Genomic DNA, 21757 nt, shown 5'->3' on the forward strand with positions numbered 1-21757 from the left:
ACCAGTCGAGAGGCATCTCGACGAACCCCGGGCCGCCATGAAAGTAGATCAGTACGGGGTTGCGCAAATCCTGGCTGCGGATCGACACGGCCTGGGAAATGCCGCCGATCGGCACTGTCTCGATCGCCTGCAAACCCTGCGGGCTGACGATTTCCCGCAGGTCGGCAATGATTTTGACAGCTTCCGCCCGGTTGTGCGGCCCCACGGAATTTTGCGGAACCGGTGGTTCGGCGATTGCAGGACCAACGCCAAGAACGGCTGCGGCAATCGCGGCCAGCGCAGCGATCCTATTCATGCACTCTTTCATGCATTTTCCAATCGGCTTGGACATCGGACCGCCAACTTGCCCAATTTCGCGGTCACCTGTCCATCATCGATTGATCCGGAATGCCTCAAGCCTCGTCCGCCAATGCTCGAACTCCGGCGTTGCTCCCGTCACCGGCCATCGCTATATATTGCAAATAATTCGCATTTACAGCGGATTCCCGTCAGCCGGGTGTGCCCATGCGATCTGGCGCGTGGCAGTACAAAGGGCGGGTTTTTGCGGTCCAAGCATATCCAGGATGACATCTACGGCGCTCATCGACGCGCCTTGATCGCTTATGCAGAGCGGATTTCTGGCGACCGAGCCGAAGCCGAAGACGTCGTCCAGGATGCATGGCTGCAATTGCGCAAGGTTCTTGACCGCGAACCTTTGCGTGAGCCGGTGCCCTATCTTTATCGTGTCGTCCGCAATCTGGCGATCGACAGTCGGCGCAGGGCAAGCAGACGAGCACAGCATATCACCGAGAACGGGGCGGACGCTCTTGCGGAACTAGCGGACGAAGCGCCTTCGCCCGAAGTCGTGATCGGCGCCAGAGCGGAGCTTCAGTGCGTGGAACAGGCTCTCGCCACGCTCCCGGAGCGCCAACGCATCGCGATTGAGATGTATCGGCTGGGGGGCTTCAAGCTGCGCGAAATCGCGGACCGGTTGAACATATCAGTATCCCTAGCCCACCTCTTGATCGCAAAAGGGCTGGCCGAATGCCACCGGCTCTGCCGCCTTGACGATGCAGCAGGAGGCGAGTGATGGTCTTGAACTTGAAAAATACCCCTCGCTCGACGTGTATCCGGTATCACGGCTTGTCGCCGGTCAGGGAGACTATCCATGTCGGATGATGCAGAGCGGGTCAGCATGGAAGCTGCCGACTGGCTGGTTCGCATGCGTGAGCGACCTGGCGACCATGAACTGGAACGCGCGTTTGCCGCATGGCACGACGCCGCTCCCGGCCATGGGCTTGCCTGGGGTGAAATGCAGGCGCTGTTCGAAGTGATCGGCGATGTGAAGCCGCGCTATCCCGAGCATCTCTCGCCTGGAGCATCGAGCAAACCGACCGTCGCGCGGCCGCCTCGAAGGCGGCTTTGGCGGAAAATCCCGGTAATGGCGGCGGCCGTTGCGGCTTTGACGGTTCTCGTTGGTCCGGAACTTTCCCTGCGCTGGCAGGCGGATCACCTGACAGCATCCGGAGACATGGCCAAGGTCACACTTGATGATGGAAGCCATGTAAACCTCGGGCCGGAAAGTGCGATTGCGGTAAACTACTCGCGAGGTCGTCGGGACATCCGCCTGCTGAGAGGGCAGGCGTGGTTTGAAGTCCATCCTGACCCGGCTCGTCCTTTCCGCGTAACGACGGACGGTATCGCCGCGACCGCGCTCGGCACGGCGTTCGATGTCCGAATGATCGGCGCGGGTCGCAATGTTGCTGTGGGCCACGGCCGCGTCCGTGTCGAAGGCGCCGGAGTGCACGTGCTGGGCGCGGGAGACTGGATCAGCGAGGAGCCTGGTCACACCCTTCGCACCGGGCATCAGGCCAGCGATCTTGCAGGGATTTGGCGAACCGGTTCGGTCGTGATCCGCGGCCGAACGGTTGCCGAAGCGATCGACGAACTACGCCCCTGGTACAAAGGGCGGATCATCCTTGCCGATGACGGGATTGGTCAGCAGAAGCTGACGGGGATTTTTCGCCTGACGGATCCCCAAGAAGCGCTTCGCGCCATGGTTCAGCCGCATGGCGGCACGATCCTGAAACTCACGCCGTGGGTGATGATCGTGACCGGCAAATAGCGGTTCTGACGGGCCTGGTCGCTCTGCACTCAAAAAAAATCCTGCATCATTTTGAAAAAACCATTCGCCTTCACGTGGAGAGAATATCGGCTGTTGCGACGCATTATCGAAAGCGCAGCCTGTTCATCTCGTTGAAGGAGCACGCATGACCGGGGGTAAGAAGTTTCGCAGGGCGATCGGCATGAGGGCGGTAGTCGTGCTGCTGGCGTCGACCGCGCCGATCGTCCTCATCGCGGTGCCGGCGCAGGCCCAGTCTGCAAGTCAGCGCAGTTTCGATATCGCCGCGCAGCCGTTGACCGAAGCGATCATGCAGTTCGGCCGCCAATCGGGCCTGCAAGTGACGGCTGATACCACACTGGTCGAAGGCCGCACCAGTTCGGCTGTAACCGGCGTTCATGCACCCACCGAGGCGCTCGGAATATTGCTGCGTGGCACGGGCATCACGTTCCGTCTGACCAGCCGGACCACCGTGGTGCTGGAAGCAGCGCCCCAGGCGTCGGGATCTGCAGTGCAGTTGGGGCCGGTCAGGGTTGAGGGAGCCGAGGGAAACGGCGGCTTAGCCTCCTCGGATCCCGGTGTGACCGAGGGCACCGGATCGTACTCCGCGCGTACCGTCACCGTGGGCAAAAGCGCTCAATCGCTTCGTGAAATCCCCCAGTCCGTGAGTGTCATCACGCGCGAGCGCATGAATGACCAGAGCCTCACGACGGTCAGCGAGGCCCTGGATCAGGTTACCGGGGTGCGCAGTTTCGGCTACGAGCGCCAGGAGCAGTACATCATCCGCGGCTATGCCGCCAACGCGCAGTACAACGGGGTGCCGCAGCAGGAGGGTTCGGACAAGGCAAGCTCCAACACCGACGATCTTGCGTTCTTCGATCGCATCGAAGTTCTTCGCGGCCCGTCCGGCCTGCTGACGGGCAGCGGCGAGCCGGGAGGGACGGTCAATTACGTCCGCAAGCGACCTACGGATGTTCTTGCCGTATCCGGTCTCGCTTCGGTCGGGTCGTGGGACCGGTATCGCGGTGAAGTCGATGTCGGTGGTCCGCTGACGGCTTCGGGCAACGTGCGTGCCCGTGTCGTCGGCGTCTTTCAGAACGAGGACAAGTTCTATGATGTCGGCTACAACCATGATCGCGCGGTCTACGGTGTTCTGGAATATGATCTGACGCCGCGCACGACCTTGGGTGTGAGCGGCATCTATTCGCAGCGCACCTACATCAATTCATTCGGCCTGCCGCTGTACGATGACAATACCGTCCCGGCGCGCGGCTCCTTCACGGGGTCGGACAAAGCCTCGCGTAGCCGCTCGCGGGAGATGGTGGTCGATCTCAGCCACGACTTCGGTGGCGGCTGGACGTTCAAAGGGGCCTACAGCCTGCGTCGGCTGAGCTATGGCGGCTATTCCGTGTTTCCCTGGGAAGCGATCGACCGCGACACCGGCCTGGTCAGCGGTATGTCCGCCGGACGGGTCGAGCAGGAAACGAAGTGGCACAGCTTCGATGCGCATGTGACGGGGCCGGTGCACGTGCTCGGGCGGACGCATGACCTGACGTTCGGTGTCAACCGTTCGCGCTACGACTTCACCGGCGGGACAAAGTTCGTGAACCCGGGATCGTGGGATGTCCTGAACGATCATGATCTGTCGGCCGTCATCGATGAGAACATCACGTACCGCTACGAGACGGTGACGGCGCAGACCGGCATCTACGGCTCGGCGCGTATCCGGCTGGCCGATCCCCTGACGGTGATCGTTGGCGGCCGGCTGACGAACTTCACGATAAAGGACCGTGACGTCGTTCCGACCGTAACTCCTTGGGTCGGCAGTAGCGCAACCACGAAAGGCCGCTTCACGCCTTATGCCGGCGCCGTGCTCGACGTGACCGACCACGTGACCCTCTATGCCAGCTACACCGACACGTTCGCCCCCCAGACCGCCCAGGACGTGAACAATCGCACTTTGGCGCCGCGTGTCGGATGGCAGCTTGAGACAGGCGTGAAGGGCAGCTTCTTCGATGACATGCTCAACGCGTCGATCGCCTTGTTCCGCATCCACGATTCCAATCGCGCTATCGTCGATGAGGAAAACATCGGATGCGGGGGAACGGTAGACGGGACCTGCTCACGCGCGGCGGGCAAGGTCCGCAGTCAGGGCATCGAACTTGAAGTCAGCGGCAGTCCCATGCCGGGCTGGGAACTTACGGCCGGCTATACCTACAACCAGCAGAGATATTTGAGCGACACCGATCCCACCAATGTGGGTAACCGTTTCCTGCCCGCCCAGAGTCCGGAGAACATGCTGAAGGCCTGGACCCAGGTCAACTTCGGCAAGGCGGGTGTGCAAGGCTGGGCTTCGGGCCTTCAGGCTGGTGCTGGAGTGCAGTGGCAGAGCAACATGTACACCGATCTCGTGCGCCAGGGGGCTTATGCCACCGTCAATGCGAAGCTGGGCTATGAAATCTCCGATCGATGGGATGCCTCCCTGGTTGTGAGCAATCTGTTCGACAAGACCTACCTGCGTATCCCCGGCTACGCGATTTTCTACAACATTTACGGCGAGCCCCGGAATTTCCGCCTGACACTGCGCGGTAAGCTGTAACGTGATCAAACGGATGCGATGGCTGGTTCGGCGGCGCGTCCGTTTACGCGGACATGGATCGGTTTCTGGCAACGGCGGCCTTGCTCTACGCGCAGGTTCCGCTCGCCAATGCGCTCATCACCCTGGGTTTTCAGGCTGCAAGCCTTCCGGTAGCCGAACGGGTCTCTGTCGGTTCCGACATGCTGATCGCGGTCCCGTCCGGAGCCGCGGCTTTTGCCGCATGGCTACCGGCCATGGACAGAAGCAAGCCGCTCCCGCCCCGCAAAGCAATGTTGCCGGGGGCGAGGACGGAACCGGTCGGCCGATCGTCCGCGTGTCGAACTTGATGACGATGTTTCACGGTCTCGGCCGAGTCACGTCCGTGCCGATTGCGCTTCCTTTCTGCTGTACTTTCATGCTCGGTTCCGGATTCGCGTCATGACCACTTCTCTTGCCTCACATCGGCCTTCCCGCACTCTCCCTGTGGAATTCGAGCCAATGTGCGAAACCGCCTCGGAGCCGTTTGTCCGCTACGCCGACCAGCCCGTTCCCCTGGGTACGCGACTGGTCGGCCTTTGCGCTACGAGCGCGATCGGGCTTGCCGTCCTCGCAGGGCTGTTCCTGACCTGGCAGACTTACGCGGCGTCTCCACCGCCGGCGAACATTGCCGCCTTCAACGTCGCCCCGCCCGCTGCCCCGCCCGAGCCGGTGCGCGAAGTCCCGCCGGGGCCGGAGCAGGTGCAGAAGGAACGGCAGCAGCCCAAGCCCGAGAAGCTCGAAATCGAGCCGCCGAAGATCGCGATCCCGAACGACAATCTCGTGCCTGCGGCGTCGCCCGCCAAGCCGGTGCCTGTCGATCCCGGCCCGCCGGTCAGGGAGACCACTGCGCCGGTCAGCAAACCCGCGCCGCCTGCGCCGCAAGTGTCAAGCGGCAAGCCGACCTGGCAGGGCCTCGTGCTCGGCGCGCTCGACAAGGTGAAGCGCTATCCCCGCGACGCGCACTTTTCCCGCCAGCAGGGCGTGCCCTACATCCGCTTCACGATGGACCGGCAAGGCAAGGTACTTTCGGCCTCGCTGGAGCGCTCCTCGGGCTTCCGCTCGCTTGATCAGGAAGCCCTGGCTCTACCGAAACGCGCCCAGCCGCTGCCCAAACCGCCCGAGGACGTGAAGGGCGATCCGCTCGAACTCGTCGTCCCGGTTGAATTCTTCATGCGCTGAGGGAGCCCCCGCGATGAGCTACAGCAACCGCTCCCTGCGTCGCCGCCCGCGCATCGAGCGCCGCGTGCTGGCAATCCTGCGCGGTGAGAACGACCCGTTCCTGGACGATCGCCACGCCGCTGCCTTCTCCCGGCTGCGGGTTCTGGCGAGCAGCCAAGGGCTGGTCATCCAGGACGCGGATACGCGTTACCTTGGAGACGATGAATTGACGCTACTCTCCTGGCTCGCCGCCGCGCAGCGCGTCGCGGTCAGGCATCTGCGTCCGCAAAATCGCCGCCTTGCCGCGGTCGTAACCCGTTGTGCCGTGCTGCTCGAAAAGGCCGGGCTGCGGCTCTACCCGTTCACCCTGTACGGACATCGGTTGCAGGACGTCACGTAAAGTTGATGCAGCCTCTCTCCGCGCGCGCGCGAAAAAACTCGCGGTCTTGCGCATGTAAGCGCCGACCAGAGAGATGAGGCTGCCGTCATGGACGGTAGGGCCTGTAGCAACTACAGGGTCAAGAGCATGGCGTTGACGATCGGGGAAATGGGCAAAGCCACAAACAGGAAGATCGAGACGATCCGCTATTATGAGCGGATTGGCCTGCTTCCGAAACCCGCGCGACGCTCTAACGACCTGCTCCGGAACGGAGCAGAAACACGACATACCCGCGAAAAAGCGGTTGTTTCGCCAGCATGGCCGGGGCCTGCCAGGTACCACCTTCCACCAGGGCGACCCGAAAAGGGATGGGGAAGTTCTCCATGCGCCGAAAATAGGCACCGTAGCCCGGAATCGTGCTGCGGCCCTGATAGGTCTGTACCACGACTTCGTCGATCACGGATCCCAGCCGGGCAAGATCGTGGGGGTCGCCGTGAGCACTCCAGTCCATGAGGCCGGTCACCGAAAGCTGCCAGTGCCTGGGCAGGCGCTGGCGAAGGTCGGTCAGGAATTCGGCATAGCCAGCGATACCGCGCGTGGCCGCGTCAAAATCGACTTGCAGGCCAACGACCTCGTTGCCCGCCTGCTGCCAGCGGTCGAGATCGCCAAGGAGCGCCGCATAAGTGGCCGCGTCCCAGTCCAGTCGCTCGGTGCGTACCACAAGCCAAACCGCTGTTCCGTGCAGACGCGGCACGCCCATGCGCAGTCGCTCAAAGCGGGGTGCCCCCACCTTGCGCACTTCTGCGTTGAGGAGGTAGAGCGTTCGCGGGCGCAGGTCCGCAGCCGGCCGGACACCTGGCCAGACGTAAAATGCGTCGTAAGCGGCGGGGTCAACGCGCGGCTCCTGGGGCGGCGCATCAGGTTTGCAGCCGGCCAGAACGATCGGGATCAGCAGGGCTGAGACGAGGGCGCGCCAAGGCTTGAGCATCACCAATAGTAACGCAGATCCTTGGCCCACTGGCTGTCGGGGTAGCGCTGCTTCAGTTCGGTGAACCAGGCCTTGCGGCGGGATTGCGGAGCAGCGGCGGCATCGCTGTCCGGATCGTTGCGCGCGATGCCCAGGCAATCGCTGTAGCCCGAAGGTGCGTAGCACATGACAGCGCGGTAGAGCGCATAGGCGCGCAGGTCGGCGGATGCGCTGCGGTCGGCGATGATCTCGTTGTAAAGTCCCTCTCGAGACAGCGCCTTGCCCGGAACGCCGTCCGGGCCATATCCCAGATAGTCCGCGGTCGGGCCGGGCCGGAACAGGCGGAACCCGTCGAACCCGTTGAGGCGGTAGAAGTCCCCGAGGCAGAGTTGGGCCTTGCGGTCACGCGGATTGCTGGCAAGTGCCGCCGCCGTCCGGTCCAGCGCCGGGCAGCTGAATACGTCCGCCCAGTTGCCCTTGCGGAATAGACCGACCGGGATCGTGGCCTGATCGTCGAAGGACCACAGGCCTGCGCGGTTGTCGGCATCGGCCGGGACGAGCGCCAGATCTCTGGTGGAATCGGCGTAGGCGCCGTGATTGAGCTGCTTGAACAGCAGGCTGAACAGCGCGATATCGCGCTCACGCGCGGGGCGGCTCGTATCCTTTACGGTTGCGCGCAGGATTGCCGGGGTCGCCCGCGTCTGGAGCAGCAATTCGCGCGTTGTAGTGTCGGTCACGGGCGAGCCGGGGGCGAAGATATCCGCAAGCTTCGCTCCGCGCTGCCAGCGGGTGGCCAGGCCAAGCTCCACGAGCGGACGCTGGAACGTGGGTGCGGAACCGCCCAGCAACTCGCGCCAGAAGCCTGCCTCGTTGGGGTCCGACGCCCGGTTCAGGGCCATGCCGCGCAGAACCTGCCGGCTGAACGCAAGCGGTGTGTAGCGGCTTTCGCGCGCAGCATCGGGCAGGAGACGCAGGATCGTGGCGGGCTGTTCCTGCGCCTGGAAGGCTCGGGTCGCCAGCAGGAACCCATAGAGATCGCCATAGGCGGAGAACTGGTTCTTCTGCGCTGCAAGTTCACTCGCCGAAAGGGGCATGGCTTCTACGGCGCTGCTCCGCATCCGCTTGAGATTGCTGATCGTCAGCAGCAGCGGCGTATTGCCCAGACCCGTGATGAACGCATCGGCACCGTCCTGCTCCAGCAGCTTGCGGTCGATCTCGTTCGCAAGGGAGGCCGCCGCGGCGGTGTCTCCCCCCTGCGTGGCGAGTTCATTTTCTAGAAGGCGCGCAAAGGCGGCCTGATCGTTCTCCAGCCAGGCGACGCGGCGGATCAGGCCCTTGGCGGAAGCGGCATAGCGCCCCTTGGGATAGGCCTTGAGGTAATCGCCGATAGCCTTGCCGGCGGAGGTCACGGCTTCGTCGTTCGCCTTGTCCACCCCGGCGAAGTCGCCGTATTGGTCCACCGCGTCCGCCACTGCAGCTCGCAGGCTGATCCGGATCGGCATGTAGCGCGCGGTTTCAGCCACCCACGGGTTGCGAGCACGGGTCAGCGCCGAGAACCCGGCGCGGGCACCGGCCCAGTCCCCCGCGTAGAACGCGTCGGCTGCTTTCAGATAGGCGAGGTATTCCCGCCCTGGGGCACTGCTGGCGGTGAAACCGCCCCACTCCACGGCGCTGCACCCGACTTGCCCACGCAGGCGATCAAGGCCGCTGCGATCCGCTGCGGAAAGACTCTTTTCGGCGGCAAGCGCATCCCGGAATGCCAGGATACCCTCCGCACTGACCTGGCAGTTCCCCAGCTCCATCTCAACCTTGCGTTCCGGTGGTCGTTGGAGCGATGCTGTCAGACTATCCCACGAAAAGAAGGTGCGGCCGAGCGCGGTGTCGTAAGTGTCTGCTTCGTTTTCTTTCGACGAGGGGCGAAGGCTGCGCATCAGCAGCAGCATGTTGATGCGCGTGTCGTTCCCGGGGCTGAGCATGCCCCGGCCAGCGCAGTCGTAGGACGGCGCGGCCAGCCGCCAGTCAGGCCCGCAGTAACCGGAATCGCCGGAGGCCCAAACCGAACTCGCGAGGCCGAGCGCCGAAATGAGGGTGCCTGCCAGCACTATCGTTTTCGCTCGGGTGCGACGAAGCGATGCTTTGGCGCTCATGTGAATGTTGTCCCTTGTTGTCATTGGGTTGCCATGCCCTGACTTCCCGGCACGATACATCTGGCCTATTCCTTTGTCGACCGAGAGGCTGTTCGGCAGCCGTCGATGCGAGGGTGACGCAGAATGGCGTTCTCGGCCAAATCTGCCCTTGGCGCACTTTGCCCTTAGTTAGATTTCGACGGCCAAATCGTCATAGTCTGCCAATGAACCTCCCTGCGCCAATACGTTCTCGTAGTCCGCTTTACGGCGCTCATCGATCTGCGTGTTGCTGAAGCCCCGCCCCCAATAGCCGGTAATCGCAAGGTGCTCGCGAGCAACACCGAGCGCCATGAAGTGCTGGCGGATGGTACGCATCTCGCGCCGCTCACCAGCAGCCCAGACCACATAGGTTCCGGCACTTTCGAGCAATGCTGCACGCTCGAACAAAGGTTGCGGAGCGTCGTCAGCCTCGATGCGATGCAGGGTCAGGCCCTCAACCTGAGGCAGTTCAGAAACGATCGCCTGATCGCGCGCCACGATCCAGCCGGTGCCCGTCACGCCCTGCGGCCAGCGCTGCATCAGGGCATAGAGCGCCGGAATGCCGGTCTCGTCGACAAAGAGAGCGACCTTGCCGCCGGGCGCGTCGGGAATGCCCATGTGCGGGCGGGGACCGGTGAGGCCGAAGGTTTCGCCGATACGCAACGCCGCGCACCACCGCATCATCGGACTGGAGCCTTCGTGCACGACCACATCGAACCGGAAATGGCCGGCGTCATCCGTGTCGCGCACCGTGTAGATGCGCGACAGATCGACGCCCTCGTCGTTCAGATGAAGGCGAAACGCGACGTTGGGAACGGACCAGTTCGGATCCTCCATGGAGGCTTCCAGCCGTGCCTTGATGCGCAGGACGGTCCAGCTCGGCCGTTCGATGGATACGACCGTGGCGCGCGTATCGTGCAAAGCGCGATCGTGATCCTCGCCGCGAAGGGCGGTGGCGGGACGGCTATCGGAAACGGGTTCGGTCATCAGGTCCTCTCCTGCAGGAGGTGGGGGGAAGCAAGGGGAACCGGCGGGCAAGCGCAAGGACGCAGCCCCCCATGCACACCGCCGTCAGTCGGCATCGGATGTGCCGAACCGGGCGCAACTGTAGATCGGGCGGCCCAGCGTAAGCAGCCGGTACGCCGACGCGACAAGGAACGACGGCAGCCCGCACTGGCGCGCGATGTCGTGGGTTTCCAACAGCCGTAATGTCGGGATTGCCGTGGGTATGTCCCCCGGCCTGCGGACGCCCCAGTGAAAGAGCGAGGCGGTCTTCGATACGCTGGGGTGACGGTGCGACTGGCTCACCATGAGCGGCGATGCCAGGTCCAGTGCCAGCGTGAGCGACGATCCCCGCGCCGTTGCCTGCGCAGCCATGGCGTTCAGCCAGGCCATGCCTTGCGAGGGTTGCAGATACATCGCGACACCCTCGGCGATCATCAGGACCGGCCGCCCCTCCCGCCACGGAACCTTGTCGACCCAGGCCGCGACGTCCGTGGCATCTGCCGCCAGCGCAGTCACATTGGGCAATGGCGGGACGCAGGCCTCTAGCAAGGCCACGACTTCGGGAAAGTCGATGTCCACCCAGTCGACGCCCGGCGGCGGTGCCAGCCGGTTGGGACGGGTATCCAGCCCCGAACCGACCGACACGACCAGCCCCTGCGGGTTCCCTTGCAGGAACCGCGCCACGATCCGATCGAACCACTTGCCGCGAACAACGCACCCGCGCATGCTGGCCCTGTCGTGCGAGAAGCGGTCGGGATCGAAGCCAAGCGCCTTGCCCACGGCCTCTGTCGCTGGATCGGCGAAGCGCAAGTCGGGGTTCTGCCGAGCGGCGATCAGCCGCGCGGCAAGCGTTATCAGCAAGGTTTCCGGTACGCCGGACAGGGTGGAAGTTCCGGTTTGCCCAGCCTGTTCGATTGGCGCCGTCGTGTCCGTCATCGCGATATCATCCTGTTGCGCGCCTGAGAGCGCCATCATTGCTGCCCGATCTGCCAGCGCGCGGAGCGGGCGCGATGGCTCCACAGACGGGTGTAACGGCCGTTCGCGGCGAGCAGCGTCTCGTGCGTGCCGCGCTCCGCGATGCCGCCTTCGTCAAGGACGAGGATCTGGTCCGCCGCCTGAATGGTGCCGAGCTTGTGCGCGACGACGATCAGGGTCTTGTCCGCCACCAGTCGGGCTAGCGCCTGCTGCACCGCGCGTTCGTTGGTCGGGTCGATCGCCGCCGTCGCTTCATCCAGCAGTACGATCGGGGCGTCCTTAAGGATGGCGCGGGCGAGCGAGATGCGCTGGCGCTCGCCGCCCGACAGGCTGGTGCCGCCCTCATCCACGCGGGTACGATAACCTTCTGGCAGGGCCATTATGAAGTCATGTGCACAGGCCGCCTGCGCCGCCGCCTCGACTTCAGCCTGCGAGGCGCCGCTTCGGCCAAAGGCGATATTGTCGAACACGGTGCCGCTGAACAGATAGACGTCCTGGAATACCACGGTGATGAGGCGGTGAAGCTGCTCCTCGCCGATATCGCGGATATCGGCACCACCGATGGTGATGCGTCCTCCGTCGAGGTCCCAGAAGCGCGCCAGCAGGTTGAGGATCGTGCTCTTGCCCGAGCCCGAAGGGCCGACGATTGCGGTCATCGTGCGCTCGGGCACCGCGAAGCCGACATCGGTGAGCACCGGCTTGCCCGCGACATAGGAGAAGTCGGCGGCTTCGAACGCTACGTTGAAACCAGCGGGAGTTTGGGGCCTGAGCGGAACCGGCGCGCTGGGGGCGGTCATGATCCGGTCGATCCGGGTCAGCGAGGCATCGGCCATGCGCGTCAGTTCCATCACCGAGATCAGCGCAAGCAGCGGGGAATAGAGCGAGAAGATCAGCACGAGCGTGGCGATCAGCGCACCAAGGTCGATATGCCCGCCCAGGTGCCGCGCGCCCGCCGCAAGGATCATCAGCGGTGCGCCCAGCATCAGCACGGCTCCGAACAGCACCAGCGGCATCGTCAGTTGCACCACCATCCGCACCGAGATGTCGCGGAAGTCCTTCAGGGCGGCGCGGAAACTTTCCTCGCCGCTCGCCAGCCGGTTGAACGCCCGGACCACGGCCATGCCCTGCACATATTCGATCATGCGCGCGCCCGCTTCGGCCTGCATGTCCTGTCGGCGGATACCGAGCACGGCCAGCCGTCGGCTCGTCCATGCGAACAGCGGCAGCGCGACCGCGATCGAGGCGAGCGCCGCCAGCGCCACCTGCCAGTCCCGCCAGAACAGATAGCCCAGCACGATCACCGGCAGGCCGAACGCTTGCGCGATCCGGGGCAGCGCGTCGGACAGGAAGCTCTCAAGCATCTGCATGTCGGAGGTCAGCACCGTGACCGTATCGCCCTTGTGCCGCGACAGGTGGAAAGCCATGGGCAGGCGCCGCAGATGGTCGAGGATCGTCAGCCTCAGGTCGCTCGCCAGTTGGAAGCTGGCCAGCCAGCTGTTGATGGCCGACAGATAGCTGAACACCGTCTGCCCCAGCAGCGACACCAGCACTACAGCCGTCACCAGCCCGATCCGGGGCCAGCTCAGCACTTCGCCCGCGGCAAGCGCCGTCACCACCCAGATCATTGCGGCGAACGACAGGCCCAGCGACAGCGACTGGAGGAAGCGATAGAGGATACCGCGCAGTACCTTCGCGCGCAGCGGCCCCGCCAGCGTCCAGACCCGGCGCAGGCTTTCGATATCGGAATGGATGGCGTCATCGCCGCCACCGGCGTGCGCTTTGGCTGCATGCGCGCTCATTATGCGGAATCCTGCTGTGCTTCGGCGCCTGCGGGCCTGAGCTGAATGGCCTGGGCATGCTCGTAATCGTCCCACAACCGGGCATAGAGGCCATGCCGACCGAGCAGCCCGTCATGCGTGCCGCACTCCGCCACCCGCCCCCGGTCGATCGCGAGGATCTGGTCGGCGGTCATGATGGTGTGCAGGCGATGGGCGACGAGGATCAGCGTGCGACCATGGGTCAGCGCGCCGATCGCCTCCTGGATCGCGGCTTCATTGTCGGGATCGGCGAAGGCGGTGGCTTCGTCGAGCACGATCACCGGCGCGTCCTTGAGGATGGCGCGGGCGATGGCGATGCGCTGGCGCTCGCCGCCGGACAGGGTTCGCGCCTGTTCGCCCAGCGGGGTGTCATAGCCTTGGGGCAGCGCGCTGATGAAATCATGCGCGCGCGCCGCTGCCGCCGCCGCATGGACCTCGGCATCGCTGGCGTCGGGCTTGCCGAAGCGAATGTTGGCGGCAACGGTATCGGAGAACAGGAACGTGTCCTGGAACACGAAGGCCACCGTCTCCATCAACTGGTCGAGGCTGATATCCCGCACGTCGACGCCGCCGATGGTGATCCGCCCGGCGCGCACGTCGCGAAAGCGCGGTATCAGACCCGCGATCGTGCTCTTGCCCGAACCGGACGGCCCGACCAGCGCCGTCACCTGGCCAGTGCGTGCGACGAAATCCAGGCCGTGGATCACGTCGCTCTCGCCATAGCCGAAGCGGACCTGCTCGAACGCGACGTCATGATGGGGCAGCGTGACCCGCCGCCCGGCGTCCGTCTGTGGCGCTTCGTTCAGCAGGTCGGCGATGGCGGTCGAGCCCATCGAGATATGAGCAAGACCGTGGAACTGGTTGAACAGCTTGAGCAGCGGCTGGCTGTAATTGGCGCCGAGGATGACGAACAGCAGCAGCGTGGGCAGCGGGAGAGAACCCTGATGCATCAGCGCCAGCCCGACCGGCAGGATCACCACGATATTGGCGAGGACCAGCATGTAGAAAGCGCCGCCCAGCGGCATATAGTCGCGCGCCCAGCGCGTCTCGATGTCCTCATAGTCGCGCACGGCCGCGCCGGTTTCGGCAAAGCTCTCGCCCGTGCGGTTGAACACCTTCACCACCGGCATCCCGGCGAGATATTCGACGATCGTCGCGTTCATCCGCGCGCCGGCCGCCTGATAGACTCTGGCGTGCCGGCCACCCCGCTTCATGCCGATGGACAGCAGGACGAACGACAACGGGGTCAGCACGACCGAGGCCAGCGCCATGTGCCAGTCGACCGCGAACAGCCACACCGATACCGCCAGCCAGGTCGCGACCGCGCTCACGCCTTCGGGGATGCCGTGGGCGATGATCGCCTCCAGCTTCTCCGGCTCGTCCACCACCAGCTTCTTGGCGTCGCCGCTGGCGCGATCCGCGAAATAGCCGAGCGGCAGGCGCGCCATGTGCCTTGCCATCGCCAGGCGCAGACGATGGATCACGTCGAAAGCGACAATGTGCGACTGGGCCAGCGCCAGCCCCATGGCGAAGAAGCCGATAAGCACGCCAGCCGTGGCGAACCCGGCATGCCGCAGCACGAAAGCCCAGTCGAGAAAGCCCCCGGTCGCGGCCAGGACAAGGCGGTACACCACCCAGACCGGCACCAGCTCGGCGCAGACCCCTAGTGTCGCCAGCACGACCGCGCAAGCCAAGCGACCAGACGAACCCTCCATCCGCCCACGGACCAGGCGGAGACTGGCGAGATAATCCGGTCCCTGGTTTTCACCGGCTTCGGCAGCGGACTCGGAGGTGGGCATGGCATTCTCCATTCGACATCAGGGGTTTCGAGGTGGCCTCAGGAGCGTTCCGCCGTTGCCGCCTCGCCCGCGCCCAGCCAGCGGCGTGCCAAGTCGTCAGCGGCCTGCGCGTCAGCGACGATCTCGTAGGGGTAAGCGTGCGCCCCGGCCTTGGCCGCCTGCTCCGCCCTGTGACGATAGGCCTCGCGCTGGGCGGCATCCGGCTCGACCCGCACCGCGCCCAGACAATAGCGACGCGCCAGTTCGAGGGTGGACATGCTCCACTGCGCATAGGCTTTCATGAAAGCCGGCGAATGGCGCGGCAGTTCGGCGCCCGCCAGAAGCAGCACGAAGCGCTCCTGCCGATCGTAAAGCGCGACAAGCTGGGCGATGTGCCCCTCTGCTTCCGCATCAGCGACATGCTCGGGCATGACCAGACGGGCCAGCGGCCAGTCGCGGGTGTCGACGAAAGTAGTCATGAAGTGTCTCCGCAAGCTTGTCATTTCTTGCGGATGATAATCATTTTCATGAAGCACCCTCTACCCGAGGCGGGATCGATGATGACCGCATCGGATCACATGCGCCGCTTCAGCGCGGACGGGGCGATGCCGAACTGCTTCCGGAAGGCCGCCGCGAAATGGCTGGCATTGGTATAGCCAAGGTCGCTGGCGACCAGCATGACCGGCGTATCCGCCCCCAGCCTGCGGCGCGCCTCGACCATGCGTTCGCGCTGGAACAGGCCGTATACGCTGTCGTCGAACAGATGCCGGAAACCGCGCTTGAGCTTCATCACCGGCAGCCCCGTCTCGGCGGCCAGCATGGCGATGGTGGGGGCCTGCGTCAGATCGGCCAGCAGCAGGTCGCGGGCACGGTGCAACTTGCGCATCTCATCCAGACTGAAGCCGGGTGCGGCGCGATCTTCGGCGAAAGATTCGATGGCGAGGCTGGCCAGCACCAGCGCCTGACCCTGCATCCACAGGCGCGAATGGCCCGAAAGCAGTCCCTCGCCGCGCATGCGCGTGCGTTGCAGCGCCCGCACCATAGACTGCGCCGTCGCGCCAAGTTCCGCCGCCGCCTGACCCTGAAGGTAGCACCGCCCGGAATCGATCTCGCGCCGCAGCGCCGTCGGCATGTCCGGGACGAGGCCTGCCATCAGCGCGGGATCGACCGAAACGAACAGGCTTTCCAGCCGCCCGGCATAACGGGTCTGCCCACGACAATCGGGCGTGTGGCTAATGCAGCTCATCCCCGCATCGAGCTGGTAGGTCTGGTCGCGCCGCTGGTCGAGCGTCGAGAACTGCGACTTTCCCGCCAGCGCGCAGGAAAAGTTGATGCGGTGCCAGTCGTCATGGACGTCGAAGCTGATCGGTTCGCGCAAGTTCCCCTCCCAGACCATCAGGTCGATCCCCGGTTGCAACTCCACGCGGGAAAACGTGCCCGACCCATTCTCGCCGCCCCCCATCCCGCCATCCCCGATCAGGGCGGAAATCGGAGTCTGGATGATGGGCGAAGAAGACGTCGAGAACATGGGCGGTGCTCCTTGCGGACCCGATGCGGGCAGAAACAAATCCGATAGGGGCAGATTTGCATTTGATAATCATTAGCATCTAAATCGCCTCGACGGTTATTGTCGAGGATTTTTCGGCGCTTCCTCCTTTGAAGGGCGGGGAAGCGCCTGGGGGCTATCGAATTGCAAGGAGATGACGACATGCGCTGCGCGCAGACCCCGGGACACCGGCGTTCCCCATTGGCCATGAAGCGGTCGAATTCAGTCGCGGCGCTGCTGCTGGCGACGACGGCGATGGCGCCGCTTCTGGCTTTCGCGCAAGAACCGGCGGCGGCGGAGAACGGCCGGGAAACGATCACCGTGACCGGCCTGCGCGACAAGGACGAGACGATCGACCTCGGCGCGAAAGAAATCCAGCGCCGCGACACCAGCAACATGGGCGATCTGGTGGAGAGCATTTCGGGCCTCTACCTCAACAGCCTCTATTCGCGGCCTGACGTGGCGGTGGGCATCCAGGGCCTTGCCGGGCAAAACCGCATCACCCAGCAGATCGAGGGCATCTCGCAAAGTTTCAGTGCGTTCAGCGCCAATGTCGCGCAGACCGGCTCTATCTTCATCGACCCGATGCTGCTGGCGGGCATCGACGTGACGCGCGGCGGCTCTGTAGGCACCGGTACGCTCGGCGGCCTCGGCGCCTCGGTGAACTTCCGCTACATGGACGTGGATGACGTGGTGAAGCCGGGACGCAGCATCGGCGGCGTGGCGCGGCTGTCCACCAGCGTCGGCGGCCGTCTCGGCAATGGCCAGCGCCCGGCAGGCTCGGCGTTTCTGGCAGGGCGCACCGGCGGCTTCGAGTGGCTGGCCGGCGGCGCCTATTCGAACAATGACGACTATCGTGTGGGAAGCGGATTCGACACCGACGCGATGCAAAACAACTTCCATGCCAACAACGTGACATTCTATGGCGCGGATCACACCACCGGACTGCCCGAAGGCGATTGCCGTTACCAGAGGATCATCGGCATCTACGGCGGGTCATACTCCGGCTTCAGTAATTGCCAGCTTACCGCCCAGAACCTGAAGGAACTGAAGCAAGCGGCAAAATCGAGTGCGCTGGAAGGCACCAAGAAGCGCACGTACTCGGGCACCCTGCGCCTGCGCTACGATTTCGGCGACGATCACAACCAGAAGCTGGACCTGTTCGCCGTCACCAGTGGCGCGCGCTATTTCACCGAGCAGGCGCCTCGCATCATGGTGCCGACGAACGACGATGGCAGCAACGGCACGGCCTATTGGGGTGACGATCCATGGGCCGTACGCACGCGAATGAGCAACACGGTGGCAAGCCTGAAGTACGGCGGCGAATTCTCGCAGATATTCAACCCCACGGTCCAGCTCTACTACGAGAACCAGCGCCGCAAGCAGAACTGGCTAGGCACCCCGGGATCGATGGCCATGAACCAGCCGCTTCACTATGACGTGAAGAACAAATCCTTCGGCATCAAGCTCGACAACACCGCCCATTTCTCGACTGGGTTCACCGGGCCGATGCGCTTCGACATCGGTGTCGACGTGCGCCGCATGGACAAGACTGTCGATAGTCTTTCCGAGCAGGAATATTATCGTGACTATCTCGCCGGGTTTGGGATCGTCTATTCCGTCCCCAAGTGGGACCCGGATTCGCGCAATGACACCATTGGCGCAGCGTTCTCGCTCAGTACCGAAGGCTCAGGCCCCCTCCAGATCACGGCGGGTGCGGGCTGGCAGCATATCCGAATGAGCGTCTACGATCCGCGCTACATGACCGGCAATCAGGCCAAGGCCGGTATAGACGACTTCCCCATCAAATATGCGGAGCTCACCGCCTATTATCGAAGCCTGGGCAACACGGTTGCGGTGGCAAGGCGCATGGCTGTTGCCGATTTGGCCGGATATTCTGACCAGTTCAAGATCAATCCGAATGAAGGTGGTGGCTCCCTCTATACGTCTGGTGATGCCCGTCACAATTTCAATCTGAAGTCGGCCAATTTTTCGGCAAGATACACACCGGAAGGCACCGGACTCGCGTTTCACGGCCAGGTCAACTACAATGAACGCGCGCCGACGAGCAACGAAATGTACATGGCCGGCGTCTACAATTTCCTGATCTTCACCGGGAATCCGGACCTGAAACCGGAACGCAATCTTTCGCTGCAACTGGGCGTCGATTACACGCAATCGGGCCTGTTCACCGGCTCTGACCGGCTGAACGCGAGCATGCTGTTCTACCGTAATCGCATCACCAACTATATCGACTATGGTCCGATCATTGCGCCGGATTCTCTGGTCACTGCCCCCTACGGCGACGAAGAGACCGGCCGCCACCTGCTCACGCCAACGGCTGGCGGGATGGCCGCCGTCAACGATCGACGTCCGTTCATCAGGCAAGGTTTCGAGTTCAACCTCGATTACCATCAGCCTCTGTTCAACCTGCACGGCAACCTGACCCTGCCGCTGCGCCACGACAACAAGATCTGCAGCTGGTATTCGCCTAGCGGGAGAAGCTATATCCAGAGCACCAACGCTGACGGCAACTATCTCTACACCAACCTCGGCCATGCTGGAGAGATATGCTATTCGGGTTGGAACTGGATGCAGACCAGCCTGGTCCAGCCGATCACCGGGACTTTCACCGCGACGCTGACGCCGATGGGCGACAAGCTGGAACTGGGCGGCACCGCGCATTATCGCGGGCGGCAGCGTGCGGCCTACTGGTACAACTCGGCCATGCAGACGGATGCGACCCGCTTCCAGTCCACCCAGCCGATCCCGGACGGCGACGGCTGGCTCACCGCGAACCTGTTCCCCTCTGTGCTCAAGTTCGACCTTTTCGCCAACTACAAGGTCAACGACAACCTGAAGCTGGGTGTCTACGCGGCGAACCTGACCAACCGGATGGACGCACAGCCGACCACCTTCGGCTACAATTTCTATCCGGGGCGCATGCTCAAGGTAAATCTGGAGGCGCGATTCTGAGCCTGCCGCGGAGGCAGGTTGCCAGAAGCAACATGCCTCCGCCCTGACCCTGTCGCGCCGAAATCCACCAGACCTGCGATCATTCCTGGCTACGAGCTGCCTGTGGCTAGCGCCCGCCGCCGCATGACGGCAGGCGGGCGCTTGTGAACCACGGGAACCCGATCAGATCTGAACCTGACCACCATCGACGAAGAGTTCGACGCCGTTGACGAAGCTTGCCTCGTCCGAACTCAGGAACAGCACGGCTTTTGCAATTTCCGAGGGCTGGCCGATGCGGCCTGCCGGGATCAGCCCGGCAAGGTAGGCCTTCGTGTTCTCGGCATCCACGCCGCCACCGAACAGTTCGTCGACACCAGGCGTATCGGTGACGCCGGGGCTGACCGCATTGACGCGGATGTGGCGATCCTTGAGGTCGAGGATCCAGTTGCGCGCGAAGTTGCGCACCGCCGCCTTGCTGGCGCTGTAGACGCTCAGGGCAGGCGTGCCCGAAATGCTGACGGTCGAGGCGGTCAGGACCACAGAGGCCCCGTCGCGCAGCAGCGGGAGCGCCTTCTGCACCGTGAACAGCACGCCCTTCACATTGGTGTCGAAAGTCTTTTCGTAGTGCTCCTCGGTGATCGCGCCGAGCGGTGCGAATTCGCCGCCTCCGGCATTGGCGAAGAGCACGTCGATGGCGGAGTGCTGTTGCTGGACCGCGTCATAGAGGCGGTCGAGGTCGGCCAGCTTGCTCATGTCCGCACGCACGCCGGTGACTTTGCCGCCGATCTCCCTGACCGCCGCGTCGAGGGCTTCCTGCCGCCGTCCGGTGATGAACACCGAGGCGCCCTCCTCGGCAAAGGCCTTTGCCGTCGCCAGGCCGATACCCGTCGTGCCGCCGGTAACCACGACAACCTTGTTTTCGAACTTGTCAGCCATGTCATTCTCCATTCTTGCATCTGGCGGGAACCGTTCCCTGCCGCTGGAGAACAAATGCATCCGGAACGATCTTGGCTGTAGACGGCAAAATCGCTACTCATCGTTCCACCAGAGGAACGATGAGTGAAGACATATGGCCGACTTCAACGATTACGCCTATTTCGCCGAAGTCGTGAAGCATGGCGGCTTCGCGCCTGCCGGACGGGCCTTGCGAACCCCGAAGTCAAAACTCAGCCGCCGGGTCGCGGCGCTGGAGGAACGGCTCGGCACTCGCCTCATCGAACGGTCCTCCCGTCGCTTCCGCGTCACCGAAGTCGGTGAGGCGTTCTACGCGCGCTGCCGCGCCATGCTGGAAGAAGCCGAGCAGGCCGAAGCGCTCGTCGTGCAGGCACAGGCCGAGCCGCAAGGCCGCATCCGTTTCAGCTGCCCACGCGGCATGGTGGAAGTGCTTTCGCCCCGCATTCCCGCCTTTCTGGCGCGTTATCCCAAAGTGACGTTGCAACTCGTGGCAACGGACCATGCCGTCGACCTCATCGCCGAGCGTATCGATGTCGCATTGCGTGTGCGCGTGACCCTCGACACCGACGCTTCGCTTACGATGCGCACGCTCGGGCAATCGCGGCGTATCCTCGTCGCAGGCCCTGCCCTCGCCGGAAGCCTCCGCGATACGACGATCAACGGCCTTGAAGCGCTACCGACGCTGGGGTCGAGCGACCATATCGGCGAAGTGACCTGGCACCTCTCCGGCCCCGACGGCTCGACCTTCGACCACCGTCACGAACCGCGCATGACCTGCGAGGACTTCGCTGCCTTGCGCGAGGCCGTCATGGCGAACCTGGGCGTCGCGCTATTGCCCGACCATTCCTGCAGGGACGATCTCGCCGCGGGCAGGCTGGTGCGCCTATTGCCCGAGTGGGGCGGCCAGCTCGGCATCGTCCATCTCGTCTTCACCACGCGGCGCGGCCTCCCGCCTGCCGTGCGCGCCTTCATCGACCATCTCGCAGCGACATTTCGCGCATTGGATGCCGCAAGCTGAGGAGTTTCGCCTCCGCAGATATTCCGCAGAGATCATGCCGGCCATACGAAGGGATGGTTTCGGATGGCGCCCCCTTCTGATGGAATCCCCTCCGGGCGAGCATGGACGGCTGACCCATCATTCAACTTCATAGAAAATAAGATGCGATTTTATCCCGCTTTTCCGAACGAAGGATCTCCGCCAGAAATCTCTTCAACGGGAGGCGAACAACGGCCCCGCCCCATCTGCCTGATCACACCCACATGAAGGAATTTCCGCATGGCATACGTAACCACCAAGGACGGCGTCGAAATCTTCTACAAGGACTGGGGTCCGAAGGATG

General features: G+C 63.8%; 16 protein-coding genes and 1 pseudogene. 7 read left to right on the forward strand and 10 right to left on the reverse strand.

Annotated features, from left to right (window positions below; genetic code table 11):
* Nucleotides 1-331, reverse strand: a pseudogene (locus tag V7066_RS27495) (hypothetical protein); the annotation flags it as partial.
* A 12-nt stretch (nt 332-343) separates the two neighbouring features.
* Between V7066_RS27495 and V7066_RS27500 the strand changes: the two are divergent.
* The 5 genes from V7066_RS27500 (at nt 344) to V7066_RS27520 (ending at nt 6276) form a co-directional block, all read left to right on the forward strand.
* Nucleotides 344-1069 carry an RNA polymerase sigma factor gene (locus V7066_RS27500; RefSeq protein WP_334186111.1) on the forward strand — a complete coding sequence of 242 codons (726 nt, stop codon included), beginning with the start codon at nt 344-346 and terminating at the stop codon, nt 1067-1069.
* A 105-nt stretch (nt 1070-1174) separates the two neighbouring features.
* Nucleotides 1175-2104, forward strand: coding sequence for a FecR family protein (locus V7066_RS27505; protein ID WP_334186112.1), 930 nt, complete (start codon nt 1175-1177; stop codon nt 2102-2104).
* Nucleotides 2105-2249: 145 nt separating this feature from the next.
* Entirely contained in the window at nt 2250-4700 is a 2451-nt protein-coding gene (locus V7066_RS27510) for a TonB-dependent siderophore receptor (RefSeq protein WP_334186113.1), read from the forward strand.
* Between the two features lie 477 nt (nt 4701-5177).
* Complete coding sequence (locus V7066_RS27515; protein ID WP_334186114.1) at nt 5178-5897, forward strand: energy transducer TonB family protein; 720 nt, start codon at nt 5178-5180, stop codon at nt 5895-5897.
* A gap of 13 nt (nt 5898-5910) precedes the next feature.
* Nucleotides 5911-6276, forward strand: a complete 366-nt coding sequence (locus V7066_RS27520; protein WP_334186115.1) for a hypothetical protein — start codon at nt 5911-5913, stop codon at nt 6274-6276.
* Nucleotides 6277-6505: 229 nt separating this feature from the next.
* On the opposite strand, the gene V7066_RS27530 is transcribed toward V7066_RS27520, so the two are convergent.
* The 8 genes from V7066_RS27530 to V7066_RS27565 form a co-directional block, all read right to left on the reverse strand.
* Complete coding sequence (locus V7066_RS27530; protein WP_334186126.1) at nt 6506-7243, reverse strand: DUF3142 domain-containing protein; 738 nt, start codon at nt 7241-7243, stop codon at nt 6506-6508.
* Nucleotides 7243-9369: a hypothetical protein gene (locus tag V7066_RS27535; protein ID WP_334186116.1), complete on the reverse strand. Its 2127-nt coding sequence runs from the start codon at nt 9367-9369 to the stop codon at nt 7243-7245. Before V7066_RS27535 ends, V7066_RS27530 begins: the two co-directional genes overlap by 1 nt.
* A gap of 168 nt (nt 9370-9537) precedes the next feature.
* Nucleotides 9538-10374 (reverse strand): siderophore-interacting protein, encoded by an 837-nt coding sequence (locus tag V7066_RS27540; RefSeq protein ID WP_334186117.1) that lies wholly within the window; start codon nt 10372-10374, stop codon nt 9538-9540.
* A gap of 84 nt (nt 10375-10458) precedes the next feature.
* Nucleotides 10459-11328 (reverse strand): class I SAM-dependent methyltransferase, encoded by an 870-nt coding sequence (locus V7066_RS27545; protein WP_334186118.1) that lies wholly within the window; start codon nt 11326-11328, stop codon nt 10459-10461.
* A 35-nt stretch (nt 11329-11363) separates the two neighbouring features.
* Nucleotides 11364-13166 carry an ABC transporter ATP-binding protein gene (locus V7066_RS27550; protein ID WP_334186119.1) on the reverse strand — a complete coding sequence of 601 codons (1803 nt, stop codon included), beginning with the start codon at nt 13164-13166 and terminating at the stop codon, nt 11364-11366.
* Nucleotides 13166-14983 (reverse strand): ABC transporter ATP-binding protein, encoded by a 1818-nt coding sequence (locus tag V7066_RS27555; protein WP_334186120.1) that lies wholly within the window; start codon nt 14981-14983, stop codon nt 13166-13168. The genes V7066_RS27550 and V7066_RS27555 overlap by 1 nt, the downstream gene beginning before the upstream one ends.
* 38 nt (nt 14984-15021) lie before the next feature.
* Complete coding sequence (locus V7066_RS27560) at nt 15022-15441, reverse strand: hypothetical protein (RefSeq protein WP_334186121.1); 420 nt, start codon at nt 15439-15441, stop codon at nt 15022-15024.
* A gap of 95 nt (nt 15442-15536) precedes the next feature.
* Complete coding sequence (locus V7066_RS27565) at nt 15537-16490, reverse strand: AraC family transcriptional regulator (RefSeq protein WP_334186122.1); 954 nt, start codon at nt 16488-16490, stop codon at nt 15537-15539.
* A 180-nt stretch (nt 16491-16670) separates the two neighbouring features.
* Here V7066_RS27565 and V7066_RS27570 point away from each other — a divergent pair, with 180 nt between their 5' ends.
* Nucleotides 16671-19484 (forward strand): TonB-dependent receptor domain-containing protein, encoded by a 2814-nt coding sequence (locus tag V7066_RS27570; protein WP_334186123.1) that lies wholly within the window; start codon nt 16671-16673, stop codon nt 19482-19484.
* 162 nt (nt 19485-19646) lie between these two features.
* On the opposite strand, the gene V7066_RS27575 is transcribed toward V7066_RS27570, so the two are convergent.
* Complete coding sequence (locus V7066_RS27575) at nt 19647-20399, reverse strand: SDR family NAD(P)-dependent oxidoreductase (RefSeq protein WP_334186124.1); 753 nt, start codon at nt 20397-20399, stop codon at nt 19647-19649.
* 133 nt (nt 20400-20532) lie between these two features.
* Here V7066_RS27575 and V7066_RS27580 point away from each other — a divergent pair, with 133 nt between their 5' ends.
* The gene (locus V7066_RS27580) at nt 20533-21435 is read left to right on the forward strand and encodes a LysR substrate-binding domain-containing protein (protein ID WP_334186125.1); all 903 of its coding nucleotides are present in this window, start codon (nt 20533-20535) and stop codon (nt 21433-21435) included.
* Nucleotides 21436-21757: the final 322 nt, after the last annotated feature.

It is taken from the genome of Novosphingobium sp. (assembly GCF_036820275.1).
Classification (GTDB): Bacteria; Pseudomonadota; Alphaproteobacteria; order Sphingomonadales; family Sphingomonadaceae; genus Novosphingobium.

What these genes read in the sequence shown, in the direction of transcription:
- V7066_RS27520 (WP_334186115.1), top strand. Translation starts at nt 5,911, where the DNA reads ATGAGCTACAGCAACCGCTCCCTGCGTCGCCGCCCGCGCATCGAGCGC.
- V7066_RS27570 (WP_334186123.1), top strand. Translation starts at nt 16,671, where the DNA reads ATGCGCTGCGCGCAGACCCCGGGACACCGGCGTTCCCCATTGGCCATG.
- V7066_RS27575 (WP_334186124.1), bottom strand. Translation starts at nt 20,399, where the DNA reads ATGGCTGACAAGTTCGAAAACAAGGTTGTCGTGGTTACCGGCGGCACG.
- V7066_RS27530 (WP_334186126.1), bottom strand. Translation starts at nt 7,243, where the DNA reads ATGCTCAAGCCTTGGCGCGCCCTCGTCTCAGCCCTGCTGATCCCGATC.
- V7066_RS27550 (WP_334186119.1), bottom strand. Translation starts at nt 13,166, where the DNA reads ATGAGCGCGCATGCAGCCAAAGCGCACGCCGGTGGCGGCGATGACGCC.
- V7066_RS27555 (WP_334186120.1), bottom strand. Translation starts at nt 14,983, where the DNA reads ATGCCCACCTCCGAGTCCGCTGCCGAAGCCGGTGAAAACCAGGGACCG.
- V7066_RS27560 (WP_334186121.1), bottom strand. Translation starts at nt 15,441, where the DNA reads ATGACTACTTTCGTCGACACCCGCGACTGGCCGCTGGCCCGTCTGGTC.
- V7066_RS27515 (WP_334186114.1), top strand. Translation starts at nt 5,178, where the DNA reads ATGTGCGAAACCGCCTCGGAGCCGTTTGTCCGCTACGCCGACCAGCCC.
- V7066_RS27510 (WP_334186113.1), top strand. Translation starts at nt 2,250, where the DNA reads ATGACCGGGGGTAAGAAGTTTCGCAGGGCGATCGGCATGAGGGCGGTA.
- V7066_RS27565 (WP_334186122.1), bottom strand. Translation starts at nt 16,490, where the DNA reads ATGTTCTCGACGTCTTCTTCGCCCATCATCCAGACTCCGATTTCCGCC.
- V7066_RS27580 (WP_334186125.1), top strand. Translation starts at nt 20,533, where the DNA reads ATGGCCGACTTCAACGATTACGCCTATTTCGCCGAAGTCGTGAAGCAT.
- V7066_RS27505 (WP_334186112.1), top strand. Translation starts at nt 1,175, where the DNA reads ATGGAAGCTGCCGACTGGCTGGTTCGCATGCGTGAGCGACCTGGCGAC.
- V7066_RS27545 (WP_334186118.1), bottom strand. Translation starts at nt 11,328, where the DNA reads ATGACGGACACGACGGCGCCAATCGAACAGGCTGGGCAAACCGGAACT.
- V7066_RS27540 (WP_334186117.1), bottom strand. Translation starts at nt 10,374, where the DNA reads ATGACCGAACCCGTTTCCGATAGCCGTCCCGCCACCGCCCTTCGCGGC.
- V7066_RS27535 (WP_334186116.1), bottom strand. Translation starts at nt 9,369, where the DNA reads ATGAGCGCCAAAGCATCGCTTCGTCGCACCCGAGCGAAAACGATAGTG.